At 58.7% G+C, this 14,472-nt stretch carries 11 protein-coding genes; 6 read left to right on the forward strand and 5 right to left on the reverse strand.

From position 1 onward, the window contains the following. Positions 1–75: 75 nt before the first annotated feature. From K5K95_RS26720 to K5K95_RS26740, 5 genes are all read left to right on the forward strand, one after another. Positions 76–1,230 carry a MalY/PatB family protein gene (locus K5K95_RS26720; RefSeq protein WP_222586868.1) on the forward strand — a complete coding sequence of 385 codons (1,155 nt, stop codon included), beginning with the start codon at positions 76–78 and terminating at the stop codon, positions 1,228–1,230. 132 nt (positions 1,231–1,362) lie between these two features. Continuing rightward, positions 1,363–2,220 carry an SDR family oxidoreductase gene (locus tag K5K95_RS26725; protein ID WP_222586869.1) on the forward strand — a complete coding sequence of 286 codons (858 nt, stop codon included), beginning with the start codon at positions 1,363–1,365 and terminating at the stop codon, positions 2,218–2,220. A 99-nt stretch (positions 2,221–2,319) separates the two neighbouring features. Continuing rightward, on the forward strand, positions 2,320–3,663 hold the full coding sequence (locus tag K5K95_RS26730; RefSeq protein ID WP_222586870.1) for a cation:proton antiporter: 1,344 nt from the start codon (positions 2,320–2,322) through the stop codon (positions 3,661–3,663). 187 nt (positions 3,664–3,850) lie between these two features. Then, positions 3,851–4,141: a hypothetical protein gene (locus K5K95_RS26735; protein ID WP_222586871.1), complete on the forward strand. Its 291-nt coding sequence runs from the start codon at positions 3,851–3,853 to the stop codon at positions 4,139–4,141. 1,220 nt (positions 4,142–5,361) lie between these two features. Next, the gene (locus tag K5K95_RS26740) at positions 5,362–5,838 is read left to right on the forward strand and encodes a hemerythrin domain-containing protein (protein WP_222586872.1); all 477 of its coding nucleotides are present in this window, start codon (positions 5,362–5,364) and stop codon (positions 5,836–5,838) included. A gap of 55 nt (positions 5,839–5,893) precedes the next feature. On the opposite strand, the gene K5K95_RS26745 is transcribed toward K5K95_RS26740, so the two are convergent. Both K5K95_RS26745 and K5K95_RS26750 read right to left on the reverse strand, forming a co-directional pair. Next, on the reverse strand, positions 5,894–6,430 hold the full coding sequence (locus K5K95_RS26745) for a hypothetical protein (protein WP_222586873.1): 537 nt from the start codon (positions 6,428–6,430) through the stop codon (positions 5,894–5,896). 110 nt (positions 6,431–6,540) lie between these two features. Then, entirely contained in the window at positions 6,541–8,463 is a 1,923-nt protein-coding gene (locus tag K5K95_RS26750; protein ID WP_222586874.1) for a PAS domain-containing sensor histidine kinase, read from the reverse strand. 146 nt (positions 8,464–8,609) lie between these two features. On the opposite strand from K5K95_RS26750, the gene K5K95_RS26755 reads away from it, so the two are divergent. After that, entirely contained in the window at positions 8,610–9,365 is a 756-nt protein-coding gene (locus K5K95_RS26755; RefSeq protein WP_222586875.1) for a type 1 glutamine amidotransferase domain-containing protein, read from the forward strand. On the opposite strand, the gene K5K95_RS26760 is transcribed toward K5K95_RS26755, so the two are convergent. The 3 genes from K5K95_RS26760 to K5K95_RS26770 all read right to left on the reverse strand — a co-directional run bounded on the left by K5K95_RS26760 (position 9,346) and on the right by K5K95_RS26770 (position 14,256). Beyond that, positions 9,346–10,248 (reverse strand): zeta toxin family protein, encoded by a 903-nt coding sequence (locus K5K95_RS26760; protein ID WP_222586876.1) that lies wholly within the window; start codon positions 10,246–10,248, stop codon positions 9,346–9,348. The two genes, K5K95_RS26755 and K5K95_RS26760, sit on opposite strands and share 20 nt — an antisense overlap. A gap of 127 nt (positions 10,249–10,375) precedes the next feature. Continuing rightward, positions 10,376–12,655 carry an ATP-dependent DNA helicase gene (locus tag K5K95_RS26765; protein ID WP_222586877.1) on the reverse strand — a complete coding sequence of 760 codons (2,280 nt, stop codon included), beginning with the start codon at positions 12,653–12,655 and terminating at the stop codon, positions 10,376–10,378. Next, the gene (locus tag K5K95_RS26770) at positions 12,652–14,256 is read right to left on the reverse strand and encodes a VRR-NUC domain-containing protein (protein ID WP_222590441.1); all 1,605 of its coding nucleotides are present in this window, start codon (positions 14,254–14,256) and stop codon (positions 12,652–12,654) included. The genes K5K95_RS26765 and K5K95_RS26770 overlap by 4 nt, the downstream gene beginning before the upstream one ends. Between the last annotated feature and the right edge of the window lie 216 nt (positions 14,257–14,472).

A 14,472-nucleotide genomic window follows, 5' to 3' on the forward strand; every position in this document is an offset into this window, starting at 1 on the left:
TTACTGTCTCGCCCCCACAAGGGCTTGGCGTTTATCATTGCGCCACGTTCAACCACGCTTTCTACGAGACTGAGCATGACCTTCGATTTTGATCAGGTGTTCGACCGCCACAACACCGGCAGTACCAAGTGGAGCCGCTACCCGGCCGATGTGTTGCCAATGTGGGTCGCCGACATGGACTTCGCCGCGCCGCCGGTCATCGTTGAAGCCCTGCGCAAACGCCTGGAACACCCGATGGTCGGCTACAGCGTGCCTCAGGATGATCTGCGCGCCGCCGTCATTGCCGACCTCTGGAACAAGTACGTCTGGCGCGTATTGCCGGAAGAACTGATCTTCCTGCCGGGCGTGGAATCGGGTTTCAACATGGCCCTGAAGGCACTGGTCGAGCCGCAGCAGAACGTGGTGGTCCAGGTCCCGAACTACCCGCCGCTGCGCCACGCGCCGGGTCACTGGGGTTTGAACAAGGTTGAACTGGAATTCGATGCATTGGCCGACGGCACCTATGCCACGCAACTCGACGCCTTGAGCCAGGCACTCAAAGGCGGTGGCGCGCTGCTGCTGAGCAACCCGCATAACCCGCTGGGCAAGGTCTTTCCACGGGAAGAACTGCAAGCGCTCGCCGACATCTGCCTGGAGCAGAACGCCTGGATCATCTCCGATGAAATCCACGCCGAGCTGTGTTTCGACGGACGTGTGCACATTCCGACCGCTTCGCTAAGCCCACAGATCGCTCAGCGCACCATCACGCTGATGTCGGCGAGCAAGGCTTACAACATCGCCGGCCTGAAAACCTCCTTCATGATCATTCAGGACGCCGCGGTGCGTGCTCGGGTCAATCACGCCCGCTGCGGCATGGTCGACAGCGTCAACCCGTTGGGCATGGAAGCGACACGCGTCGCGTACAGCGAAGGCGGTCCGTGGCTGGCCGGGTTGAAAGCGTATCTGCAAAGCAATCGGGATTACCTGGTGGACGCGGTTCGCACCCGTCTGCCGGGCGTGACAATGAACATCCCGCAAGGGACTTACCTGGCGTGGCTCGATTGCTCAGCCCTGGGGCTGGACAATCCGCAGCAGTTCTTCCTCGACACGGCCAAGGTAGGCCTGAGCCCGGGTCTGGATTTCGGCGATAACGCCCAACAGTTCGTGCGCCTGAATTTCGGCTGCCCGCGGGCGTTGCTCGAAGAAGGCCTGGCGCGAATGGAGCGCAGCCTGCTCAACCTCAAGGCCTGATACTCGCTTGATTGATCATTCCCACGCAGAGCGTGGGAACGATCGGGAGAGGCACTGAAATCCAACCGAACTCAAGGCAAAGACACAAGGTCAACCCTTTGACTCTTGTGCCTTGAGAACGGAGATTTCCCGATGATTGATTACCCAAAACCACCCTTCAAGAAACAAGGCCAGCCCGTTCCCGGCTCGCAAAAGAAGATGGATCCCTACCCGGACTGCGGCGAGCAAAGCTACAAAGGCTCGGGCCGGCTGGACGGCAAAATCGCCCTGATCACCGGGGCTGACAGTGGCATCGGTCGAGCGGTGGCCATCGCCTTCGCCCGTGAAGGCGCGGATGTCGCCATTGCCTACCTCAACGAACACGAAGACGCACAGGAAACCGCACGTTGGGTCGAACAGGCCGGACGCCAATGCGTGCTGCTGCCCGGCGACATTGCGCACAAAGCGAATTGCCAGGCCCTGGTCGACAAGACCGTCGAGCGCTTCGGCCGGATCGATATCCTGGTCAACAACGCTGCCTTCCAGATGACTCACGAGAACTTCGAAGACATCCCGGACGAAGAATGGGTCATGACTTTCGACGTGAACATCACGGCCATGTTCAGGATCTGTCAGGCAGCGCTCAAGCACATGAAGGCCGGCAGTTCGATCATCAACACCAGCTCGATCAACTCGGACATGCCAAAACCCTCCCTCCTCGCCTACGCTACGACCAAGGGCGCGATCGCCAACTTCACCGGCGGCCTGGCGCAGATGCTCGGGCCGAAAAACATTCGGGTGAACTGCGTGGCGCCCGGTCCGATCTGGACACCCTTGATCGTCTCGACCATGCCCGATGAAGAAGTACAGAACTTCGGAGCCCAACCCCCGCTGGGGCGACCAGGCCAACCGGTGGAAGTGGCGCCGATTTATGTGCTGCTGGCATCGGACGAGGCCAGTTACATCACGGGTCAGCGCTATGGCGTCACGGGCGGCAAGCCGATGTTGTGATCGCGCCTGTCGTGACGTCTTGCACCTCACCGGGCAGACGTAACGTTCGGTTGATCACCTTGAACCCGCCAACGCGGCGCCCCCTGACGAGTACCGATCATGAGCTTTATTTTATGGGTGGCCGTGTTGGGCGCCGTGCTGCTGACGCTGGCACTGACCTCGTCGTACCTGCGCTGGATGCCGGTGACCACGTCTGCCGTGTGCCTGGCGCTGGGCGTCGGCATCGGCCCGGCGGGGCTCGGGCTGTTGAAACTCGACACCAATGATGCGTCTACCTGGATGGAGCACCTGACGGAAGTCGCGGTGCTCTTTTCCTTGTTTGTTTGCGGCCTGAAATTGCGCTCGCCGCTGAAGGAAAAGAACTGGCGGATCGCCTTCGGACTCGCCGGTCCGGTCATGGTCTTGACCATTGGCGGCCTCTGTCTGTTGCTGCATTACGGGCTGCAATTGTCCTGGGGTGCCTCGATGCTGATCGGATCGATACTGGCGCCGACTGACCCTGTGCTCGCCGCCCTCGTCCAGGTCAACGACGCGCGGGACGACGACAGCGTGCGTTTTGGCCTGTCCGGTGAAGCCGGACTCAATGACGGCATCGCGTTTCCGTTCGTGATCCTTGGGCTGCTTCTGCTGCAACACGATGGCAACCCCGGCTGGCTCGGCGACTGGGTGCTGCGCAATGTGCTCTGGGCAGTTCCCGCCGGATTGCTGACGGGATACTGGATGGGGCGCGGTATCGGGCGGTTGACGTTATCGCTGCGAATCAAGAATGACGACAGCACGCTGTCCCCGAACGACTACCTCGCCCTCGCCCTGATCGCCCTGGCCTACGTCGGCGCCGAGTCCATTCACGCCTATGGTTTCTTGTCTGTATTCGCTGCCGGCCTGGGGTTGCGTCAAGCCGAGGTGAAATCCACCGGCGAATCACAACTGCCCGCCGAGCATCTGGTTCAACCCGTTGTCGGTCATCAGAATGTCGAACCGCAACACGCCGTGCATGGCGACACCGAGCATCTTGAGGACACCCAAGTCGCGGCGGGGATCATGATGGGTGACATGCTTGCCTTCGGTAGTTTGGTGGAACGGGCGATGGAAGTGTTTCTGGTGACGCTGCTCGGCGTAGTGCTGATCGCGCACTGGGACTGGCGTGCGTTGCTGGTCAGCGGGGTGTTGTTTTGCCTGATTCGGCCCTTGAGTGTCGTGGTCATGCCCTGGGGCGGCCTGCTCGACGGGCGGCAGCGTATGTTGATTGGCTGGTTCGGCATACGTGGCATCGGCAGTCTGTATTACCTGTTCTATGCCTTGAACCACGGGCTGGATCACTCGGTGGCGACCCTGTGCACTGACCTGACGTTGTCGGTGGTTGCCTTGAGCATTCTGATTCACGGGGTCAGCACGCAACCCACCCTCGCCCATTACGAACGCAGCAAGAAACAGGTTTTTTGATTTTTCGACCGAATATCTCTGGCTGACCTATCGAATTTTCATCTTCAAAAAGTTGAAATCCCTGTGAAACCCGACAGTCACAACGTTAAACCCGCCTCGGTTTTGCAGGCAGGAAACGACAGTGTTCGGTTCCACTGTGGCAACGATGCCGTTCAAAGGGACCTCGGATAAGAAATAGGTGCCCGTCATGACTCAATGTTCCTCTCCCGATCAGATCAAGGCCTGCCGCACGTTCGCTCTGGAACGCAACCGACAGTTGTTCGAAGAAGCCCAGTTGTTGAGTCGCTGTGCCTTTGAAATGCTTGAGGGCGGCGATCTGGACGTGGAGCTGTTTGAGCGTTATCGGGCGTTGCGCAGAAAAGCTGATCAGAAGTTTCAGGAAGCGATCGAGCACCTGCGATTGCTTAATGAAGATTTTCCGCCGATTCCGGTGTGTGCCAATCATTCACAGCGGTTGCGTGAGTCACTTGAGCTTTGAGCTTGAATGCGGTTGGGATTGGGTTGGGGTTGGGGTTGGGTACATATCCGTTTCTGCGGTCATGGCGGCTTAGGGTTCCGCCCTGACGGCGGGTCACTTTGGAAAAGCCTGCGCGGCCCGGCCCAAAGTAACCAAAGGGCTCTTGCCCCTGACGTTCGGTGCCTCGCCAAGGCTCGGCATGCCCTCGCTCCGGTCCTGCTCCGTGGGCCCGCCGCCATCGGCCATCCATGGCCGGGGGCGGCTAACCCGGCATCCATGCCGGGTTGCCCACTGCGCAGAACCTGCGCTCGGCCTCACGAGGGGGCGTGCACCGCCAAAGCAAAACGAGGCGGCCTACGGGCCGGCCTGGTTCTTCAACGCTTGCGCGTCGTGATCGTTCCCACGCTCCGCGTGGGAATGCCGCCGGGGACGCTCTGCGTTCCGCTGTCGACATCAGGCTTGAGTCTTGCGCGATGGTGACGCGGAGCGTCACGGGATGCATTCCCACGCGGAGCGTGGGAACGATCAGCAACGCGAGGGGCCTTCCGGCCAACCTGGCTTTGGCAGATGTACTCAATACCTGTGGGAGCGAGCTTGCTCGCGATGGCGGCATTACAGGCAACATCACCTCCGACTGACAGGGCCTCATCGCGAGCAAGCTCGCTCCCACATTTGACGGTGTACACCCGTGGCTCCTCACCACTCTTCAGGCCGAGCGTTAGCTCGCCTTGCGCTTTTGATCTTGATCTTGATCTGCCCCGTCGGGAGGCCGAACGCAGGTTCTGCGTAGTGGGCAACCCGGCATGGATGCCGGGTTAGCCGCCCCCGGCCATGGATGGCCGATGGCGGCGGGCCCACGGAGCAGGACCGGAGTGAGGGAATGCCGAGCCTTAGCGAGGCACCGTACGTCAGGGGCGCTAGCGCTTGGTTACTTGGCGCTCTTCCAAGTAACCCGCCGTCAGGGCGGAACCAATATCCGCCATCACCAAAAAAACGGATATGTACCCACCCCAAAATTTTGCACAAACGCCGGGCTTTTGAGTCCCGCGAAGTGCATGAGTCAAATTCCGGACTCATGCAGCCTGCACGAATGCAGTTCGCCAGCAGCGCGCTCAACCCATTGTTTTACATAGAAATACTGCGAGTGAAAAAGTCGGCACGACAAATGCTCCAGTACAGGAAGCGACCTTCGGCCTTGAGACCGATAGCGCCCCCCCAATGATTACCTGAGAGATTTGACCATGAACGCCATCGACCTGCTGAAAGCCGACCATGAACGCGTAAAAGGCATCCTGACCCAGTTGAGCGAGTCCACCGAACGGGGCGTGAAAAAACGCACCGAACTGCTGGCCAAGCTTGAAATGGAGATCACCATCCATACCCGCCTCGAAGAAGAAATCCTGTACCCCGCGTTCAAAAAAGCGGGCGGCAAGGAACAAGACGTCATGTACTACGAAGCCAAGGAAGAGCATCGCACCGTGGATTCGTTGGTACTGCCTGACTTGAAAGCCACCGATCCTTCTACCCCGGAATTCGCAGGTCGGGCCAAAGTGGTCAAGGAATTGCTGGAGCACCACATCGAAGAAGAGGAAACGGAAATGTTCCCGCAAGCCAAGAAGCTGCTGGGCAACGCCACTCTGGAAGAGTTGGGGGCACAGATGGAAACGCTCAAGGTTCAATACAAGAAAGAACTGAGCGCATCTAACCTGGCGGCATGATGGAAAGCTTTGATTTACCTGGCCCGGCAACTGCCGGGCCTTTTTATTGCGTGAATCAGCCGCCGGGGTTGGTGACCTGGATGTACACCGCGTAGCAGCCCAGCAGCACCCAGAACGTGGCGAAAATCCACGGCGTGCGCACGGAAAACAGCAACGACTTGCGATACCCCTTGTGGGACGACTCCGTCTCGCTGAACAGCGGAGATTCATCGTAAGCCAAGCCCATCAATGGCTCGGCGCGCAGCAATTCACTCTGCTTGAAATGCCAGTGATCGATGATGTCATAAGCGGCCCGGATGCCCGGCCAGGCGTTGAGTGAGCTGAGCAACCCCAGTAACGCCAGGAACGCCGGTACCACCAGCGTGAAGAGTTTTCCCCACTCCGGGTTAAGGTTGGACATGCAGGAAGCAAAGGCAATCACCAGAAACGATTGCGCGGCCAGATAGGCGTCGGTTCGATTGGCGAGGATGCTGGTTTCGTACTGGATCTCACGGCGGTAAAAATCCAGGCGTTCCTTGGGTGAGCCGAACATCTTCGCATTGTGTTCGGTCAGGGCCTCTTCAGCCGGTGGTTCGGTCAGTATTCTTGGCACGACAATCACATGAGTCTGGGAAAACGTTTAGAAGAAACGTACCCGGGCAAAGTTCAGCCGGATCTCACAGTGCCCGCCCCGCGCTCTTCCAGCGGCGCATCGAGCGCCACTCACTTCATGGCCAAGGCGATGACTTCCACCAGGTTGAGTTGGGTAAAGGGCTTGGACAAGCGCGGAAGTTTGGCGGCGAAGCCTTCCAGCCGCTCGGCATACCCCGTAGCAAGAATAATCGGCAAGCCGGGCTTGAAGAACCGTATGGCCTGAGCCAGTTGCGCTCCATTCATCTGCGGCATGGCCATGTCGGTAATGAGCAAGTCTATGTTCGGCTCGTTATCGAACTGCTCAAGCGCTTGCGCCCCCGATGTCGCACTGATGACCCGGTGCCCGAGATCCTCGAGCAACAGCACGGTGCTGGTCAACACCAGGCTGTCATCGTCCACCACCAACACACACAACTGCTCCACTGGAGGCGGCTGAGCCGACTCCACGACGGGTTTGGCCACCGACGCGGTCGTGGCGGCAGGTATCCAGAGTTCGGCGGTAGTGCCTACGTCTTTCTTGCTCTTGAGAATGAACCGCCCGCCCAGCTGTTCGATAAACCCATGAACCATCGACAACCCAAGCCCCGTGCCTTTGCCGATGCCTTTTGTGGTGAAGAACGGGTCTTTCGCCGACGCGAGTGTGGCTTCATCCATCCCTTCACCCGAATCGCTGACGCTGAGGCAAACATAATCGCCCGGCGCCAGGTGCAGGGCTGATTGATTGCTGGCGTCTCCCAGCTTGGCACTGATGACGATCTGACCGCCCTTGGGCATCGCATCACGGGCATTGGTGGCGAGGTTCAACACCGCCAGTTCGAGTTGATTGAGGTCGGCTCTGACAGGGACGAGCCCGGGTGCAAAGCGTGTCTCGAGCGTTACTGACGGCCCGAGCGAGCTACGCAACAGACCGGTGATTCCTTGCACCAACTCGGACAAATCGACTGATTCGAACTTGAGTTCCTGACGTCGCGCAAACGCCAGCATGCGCTGGGTCAGCGACACGCCGCGCATGGCACCCTGAGTGGCGTTATCCAGCAGACGGGTGACTTTCGGATCGTCACCCACGCGCTTGCGCAAGATTTCCAGGTTGCCGAGGATGACGGTCAGGAGGTTATTGAAGTCGTGGGCAATCCCCCCGCTGAGTTGACCGATGGCCTGCATCTTCTGCGCCTGGAACAACGCCTCGTGGGCTTGCTCAAGTTCGTGCTGCGCCTGAGTAGCCTCGGTGATATCACGGGTGATCTTGGCAAAGCCGAGTAACGTGCCGGTATCGCCCCAAATCGGGTCGACCACCACATGTGCCATAAACCGAGTCCCGTCCTTGCGCACGCGCCAGGCTTTGTTTTCGAAGCGCTTCTCGCGCGTTGCGATCTCCAACGCCCGTTGCGGCTCACCGGCAGCGCGATCTTCCGGAGTATAGAAAATCGAAAAATGCTGGCCAATGATCTCTTCGGGGCGATAACCCTTGATGCGCTGGGCGCCCAGATTCCAGTTGGAGACGCGTCCATCCGGGGCGAGCGTATAGATGGCGTAATCAGTGACGCTTTGCACCAGCAAGCGAAACTGCTGCTCGCTTTGCTTGAGGGTTTCTTCGGCCATTTTGCGGTCGGTCAGATCGCGGGTGATCTTGGCAAAACCCAACAGCTTGCCCGAAGGGTCGATAATCGGATCAATCACCACGTGCGACCAGAAATGCGTACCGTCCTTGCGCACACGCCAGCCTTCGCCCTCGAAACGACCCTCTCGAATTGCCGTTTCCAGCGCACGTTGTGGCAAACCGGCCTGGCGATCTTCTTCGGTATAAAAACGCGAGAAGTGCTGGCCGAGAATCTCCGCCTCCTCATAACCTTTGAAGCGCTTGGCGCCAGCGTTCCAGCTGGTGATGATGCCGTCTGGATCAATCATGTAGATGGCATAGTCCACCACGGCATCGATCAGCAGACGAAAGCGCATCTCCTCGATGGAATAGGTTCTGGACTGGTTATCACTCATCGATCACACCCGTGATTATCATTGTTATGGAGTATGCGACAAACCGTGGGTTTAGAAACCATGAAAACGGTTGAGAACTGGAGCATAACGCTCACACAGCCTATTCTCGACGCCAATTGCCACCCCGGCCGATACAAGGCACCCCGATGATCCTGATTCTGTTGCCCACGTCTGACTACGATCCCACCGAAAGCAGCGTCGTATGGCAAGCCATGCGCCAGGCCGGTATCGAGGTGCGCTTTGCAACACCCCAAGGTCTGCCGGCCTACGCCGACTCACGTCTGGTGAACATTGGCTTCGGCCCGTTGAACCCTTTGCTGATGACCCGTGATTCCGATCTTGCCCACTACGCCCGCATGATCGAAGACAAATGGTTTCGTCAGCCGATGGCCTATACCGACGTCGACTTCGATCAGTACGACGGACTATTGGTTCCGGGCGGCCATGCCAAGGGCATGCGCAGTCTGCTGGAGTCAGACCAGGCGCAACGGATCGCCCTGCATTTTTTCAAGGCTGACAAACCCGTGGCAGCAGTGTGTCACGGCGTGTTGTTACTAGCCCGTACCATCGATCCCGATACCCGGCGTTCGGTGTTGCATGGACGCAAGGTCACTGCCTTGCTGGCCAGCACCATGGAATTGCCGGCCTGGGTCATCACCGCCCCTTGGCTTGGACGCTATTACCGGACCTATCCGCAAACCGTCGAAGCAGAGGTCACGGGCGCCCTCGCCAGCCCTGCGCATTTTCAGCGAGGCCCGTTGCTGGCGCTCCGTGATTCAGCGGACGAACCCCAGCGAGGCTTCGTCGTGCGTGATGGTCAGTTGTTGACCGCTCGCTGGCCAGGAGACTGCCACCGGTTCGCCGCTGAATGGGTCCGACTTCTTATCGGTAAACGTATTTGACGATGTAAGCGTACAAATCGTTGTAGACAACGTCAGGGACAAGCTGGGCGTAGGTTTGGGCTTTTAGCAACGCCAAATGGCAGTCTTTTACCATCTCGTCACGTTCGCGCGGGGTGCAGACATGGTTATTGATGATGTTGGCATAGGTGCTGTTCGGTGTCGGTGCCGTTGAAGGTGTGGGTGCAGGAATGTCAGCTTTTGAGTAGGTGAAATGAGCACGCTGGAGGCGCTCTTTCAACGCTCCAGGCCCGCGCTCATACAAGGTGATTTGTGAGCCGTCGACTGCTTTGGAGGCAACCTCAAAGGCCAGAATGATCGCTTGTGCAAGACTCATGCTGGCATCAAGGTCCGCGTAGCTGACAAAGCGTTCGAGCTCCCGATTCTCCAGGCTCTTGAGTGCCCGCTTGATGCTCGATACGTGGGCGAATTCCTGCGTACAGCCGACGATATGCGTTTCGAATTGATATCCGGCTGCCGTGGCCAGGGGTGGAAACGTGGCGAAACCGATTCTGCCGAACGCGCACTCCATGATGATGTTGTATTTGAGGGTAAAGGCTTCAGTGAAGATTTTTTCGCTGACTTCCTCTACAAAGGCTTGCGTGTGCTCGTAGGCGTGCAAGACGCCGAGTTTGATCATCTCTGCGTATTGAGGATGTTTCTGGCGGTATTCGGGCAGGTAGAGACGAACGTATTTTTCGTAGCGCTTTGAAGGCAACAGGTGCTTTTCCAGCAGGAAGGTTTTACCTGACCCTTGAAGCCCGGCAACCACCAGGATTTTTGGCGTTTGCTCGGCAGTGATACCGCGAAACAGGGTCGCTTTGATTTCGTTGAACGCTGCAGTGACCTGCTCCGGGGTGTAGGTGTAACTCGGCGTAACTGACATACCTTGATTTCCTTATCAAAGAGCCGGCGGGAAGTGCTGGCCGGTCCTCTGAATAAAGCGCTGTTTCAGCGTTTGTTCAAATGTGTGTGTCTTTCAAGATATGTAGCTGTTTTTAAAGTAAAAATTCCTACACCATCGAGAGAAAAGGCGCCTGTTCGACTGACCACCAGCGCGGCAGCAACTGCCTGACCTTGCTCTCGCCAAACCGGTCATCGATCAGCATCACCACACCTTGATCCTGTTGCGTGCGGATCACCCGTCCCGCCGCCTGCACCACTTTCTGTACCCCGGGAAACAGGTAGGTGTAGTCATAACCGGCACCGAAGATGGCGGCCATGCGGTGCTTCAGTTGTTCGTTGACCGGATTGAGTTGCGCCAGCCCCAGCGTGGCGATGAACGCGCCGATCAGGCGAGCGCCGGGCAAGTCGATGCCTTCGCCGAAGGCTCCGCCCAGCACAGCAAAACCGACACCCTGACTGTGCGCCGTGAATTGATCGAGAAAAGCCTGACGCTGATCTTCGGCCATGCCCCGGGACTGCGACCACAGAGTGATCTGCGGGTGTCGTTCGGCCAGTAACTGCGCCACTTGCTGCAAATAATCAAAGCTGCTGAAAAACGCCAGGTAGTTGCCCGGGCGTTGGGTAAATTGCTGTGCAATCAACTCTACGATCGGCTCGAGGGATGCTTGGCGGTGGACGTATCGGGTCGATATCTGGCTGACGATGTGCACTTTCAGCTGGTCGGCATGGAACGGTGATTCGACATCGATCCACACCGTGTTCGCCGGGGTTCCCAGCAGGTCGGCGTAGTAATGCCGAGGGCTGAGGGTGGCAGAGAACATCACCGTGCTGCGCGCGGCCGTCAGGCGTGGGCGAATGAAACCGGCGGGCACCACGTTGCGCAGGCACAGTCGGGACAGGTGACGCTTGCGGTCGAGGTCGCGTTTGCTGATGTCAAACAGAAACTGTTCATCGAAGAGTTCGGCCACTCGGCAGAACTGCAGGATGTCGAAGTAGAAACCCTGCAAGGCGCTGTCCAGGCCCTGGGGGTGATCGTTGAGATAATCGCCAATGCTCGCGCTGCATGAAGACAGCGCCTGGAGGAGTTTTTCCGGCGCCTTGTCGTAGGCCTGATACGGCGCCGTTTGCAGGTTGTGCAAGGCATTCCACTCTCGATTGACCCGCTGTAACGATTTTTTCAGCGCCTCGGGAGCGGTTTTTCGCACTCCATCAAGGGTCGATTGCTCGAGACTGGCGCTGTACATCTGCCGGCCACGCTCGACCAGGTTGTGGGCTTCATCCACCAGCACCGCAACTTTCCAGTTGTTGGCCTGCGCCAGCCCGAACAGCAGCGCGCTGAAATCGAAGTAATAGTTGTAGTCGGCGACCACCACGTCTGCCCAACGGGCCATTTCCTGGCTGAGGTAATAAGGACAAACCTCATGCGCCAGGGCAACCTGGCGCAAGGCGGCCTGGTCGAGCAGGCTCAGCTTGCTGGCGGCCTGGCGAGCGGCGGGCAACCGATCATAAAAACCCTGGGCCAACGGACAGGACTCACCGTGACAGGCTTTGTCCGGGTGTTCGCAGGCCTTGTCCCGGGCGATCATTTCCAGCACCCGCAACGGCGGCGCAGCGGTGCTTTGAAGGATCACTTGCGCGGCGTCCAGCGCCAGTTTTCGCCCCGGTGTCTTCGCGGTGAGAAAGAACACTTTGTCCAGTTGCTGCGGCGCCAGGGCCTTGAGCATCGGGAACAGCGTGCCCAGGGTCTTGCCGATTCCGGTGGGCGCCTGAGCCATCAGGCAGCGTCCGGTACTGACCGCCTTGAACACCGACTCAGCCAGATGCCGTTGCCCCGCACGAAAGCTGGCGTGGGGAAATGCCAACTGCTGCGCCGCGTGATTGCGCGCATCACGATGGGCCATTTCCTGCTCGGCCCAGTGCAGAAACAATCCGCAGTGATGTTCGAAGAACTGCTGCAGTTGCTCAGCGCTGAAGGCTTCGACCAGGCAGGTTTCCTTTTCACTGACGATGTCGAAGTACACCAGCGCCAGATTGATCCGGGCCAGTTCCAGCTTCTGGCACATCAGCCAGCCGTAGATTTTCGCTTGTGCCCAGTGCAACTGGCGGTGGTTGGCCGGTTGTTTGCTCAGGTCGCCGCGATAGGTTTTGACTTCTTCCAGGCAGTTTTGCGCAGGATCGTAACCGTCCGCCCTGCCCTTCACGGTCAAGGTTCGGTACAGGCCTTCGAGGGCCACTTCGCTTTGATAACCCTCGCTGCGCCGTGAAGCGACGGTGCGGTGCCCGACGATGCCTTCCAGCGCCGTGGGCGACGGGGTAAATCGCAGGTCCAGGTCACCGACCTTGGCGGTGAATTCGCACAACGCCCGCACCGCGATGCTGTAGCTCAAGCGCTCTGCTCCGACCATTGCACGTAACAGACGGCGATCGGCATCTGGTGTTCGTGACAGAACTCCAGCCAGCGCAATTGGTTGTCTTGCAAGCGATCGCCGGGGCCTTTGACTTCGATCATGCGGTAGGTCTTGTCTTGCGGCCAGAACTGAATCAGGTCCGGCATGCCGGCGCGGTTGGCCTTGATGTCCATCAGCAGCCGATTGAACCAATGCTTGAGGTGCTCGGGCGGCAGGCAATCGAGGGCCTGATCGAGCAGTTCCTGGCTCAACGCGCCCCAGAACACGAACGGCGACTGCACGCCCCACTTGGCGACATACCGCTCACGCAGGGTTTGTACGTAGCGCCCGTCATCGAGTTCGGCCAGACACGCCTCAAACAACCCGGCCCGACGCGCATGGAAGTCCTCGTTCAGCAGATCGACCGGCCCGCGCTGGAACGGGTGAAAAAAAGCGCCAGGTAACGGCGCAAAGATTGCCGGCCAGCACAGCAGCCCGAACAGAGAGTTGATCAGGCTGTTTTCGACGTAATGCACTGGCGCCGAATCCTGCGCCAGGTGGGCCTGAACGTAATATTCCACCGACAGCGCTGGATCGACTCTGGGCAATTGCAGGTCCAGTCGCTGCATGTCCCGGGGCGCTGGCCGTTTCATCGCCGGGCCGCCCAGTTTGCGCCGCAGCCTGGGCAGTACGCGCAACAGATGTTGATGCTCGGCGGCGCTTTCCGGCGTTTGTTCGGCGTGAGTCGCCAGGTCCATGGCCAGTTGATATTCACCACAGCGCTCCAACACCCGAATCAGTCGTACCCGTGCGCCAGGATAGGCGCAGTCGCGGTAAATGGTCAGCGCGGTGGAGAAATCCGCCAGGCGTTCGCAATGCTGGCCGATCTGGAACAACAGCTTGCCCCGGCGTCTTTGCAGCCATGGGTTGCTGAGTTCCAGCGCATTGATTTGCTCGACGATGTCCGCCACCGCCTCACCCGCCTCGAAACGTTGCTGGCATTGGTGCAGGAACACACAGGCGTCCACGTCTTCACGGCAGCGCAGGCCCCGGGACTCGGCGCAGAACTCGACTTTCTCATAGGTAAAAATGCCGAGGTCGGCCAGCACGAACTCCGACCAGTCCTGATAAAGATTGCCGAAAAACATCAACCGCAACCGGTCACACAAGCTCATGATGGTCAGGGTAAACAGTCGGTCATCGAGTTGCGGGCACCATTGGCTGAAGCTTCGGGCATCGCATAACTGTTCGCTCAACGACGGTAGCCAATCGGACTTTTTGCCTTTGGGCTGTTCGATGACCGTACCGAAGCACTGGAGAATTTCAGCCTTGAGCAGCACGTCGAACAGCTCCACGATCGGCAAGGGCGAGTGTTCATCGATCCAGCCTGCCGCCAATAACGGTTCGGCAGCACGGGCAATGTCGCCGATCTCCAGGTAGCTCAGTTTCCCGGCCCTGAAATGCACGCCCTTGCGCATCACCATCCTGACCAGCAGTGCGCGGGATTCACGGGGTTGTCGACGGAAATCCTGGACGAAGGCCTGCTCCTCGACGCTGAGCACATCGCCGTAGCGGTGTTCAAGCCAATCAAGGACTTGCATGAAGTTGTTCAAGTAGTAGAACGGATCGTCGAGCGGATTCTCAGTCACAGAAAAACAGGGCCATTGGGAAGTGAGTACTGGTTATGCGTACAGATACCAGCCAAGGCGTACCCGGTGCAAACGGAAAAGGATAAGCGGCGGCGCTAATTGGCAATTTGCGCGGGTTATCGAACTTTCCTTTGATCCACGGCACCAACCGACATAGATGATTTTTTT

The sequence above is a fragment of the Pseudomonas sp. DR48 genome (assembly GCF_019823085.1).
GTDB lineage: Bacteria > Pseudomonadota > Gammaproteobacteria > Pseudomonadales > Pseudomonadaceae > Aquipseudomonas.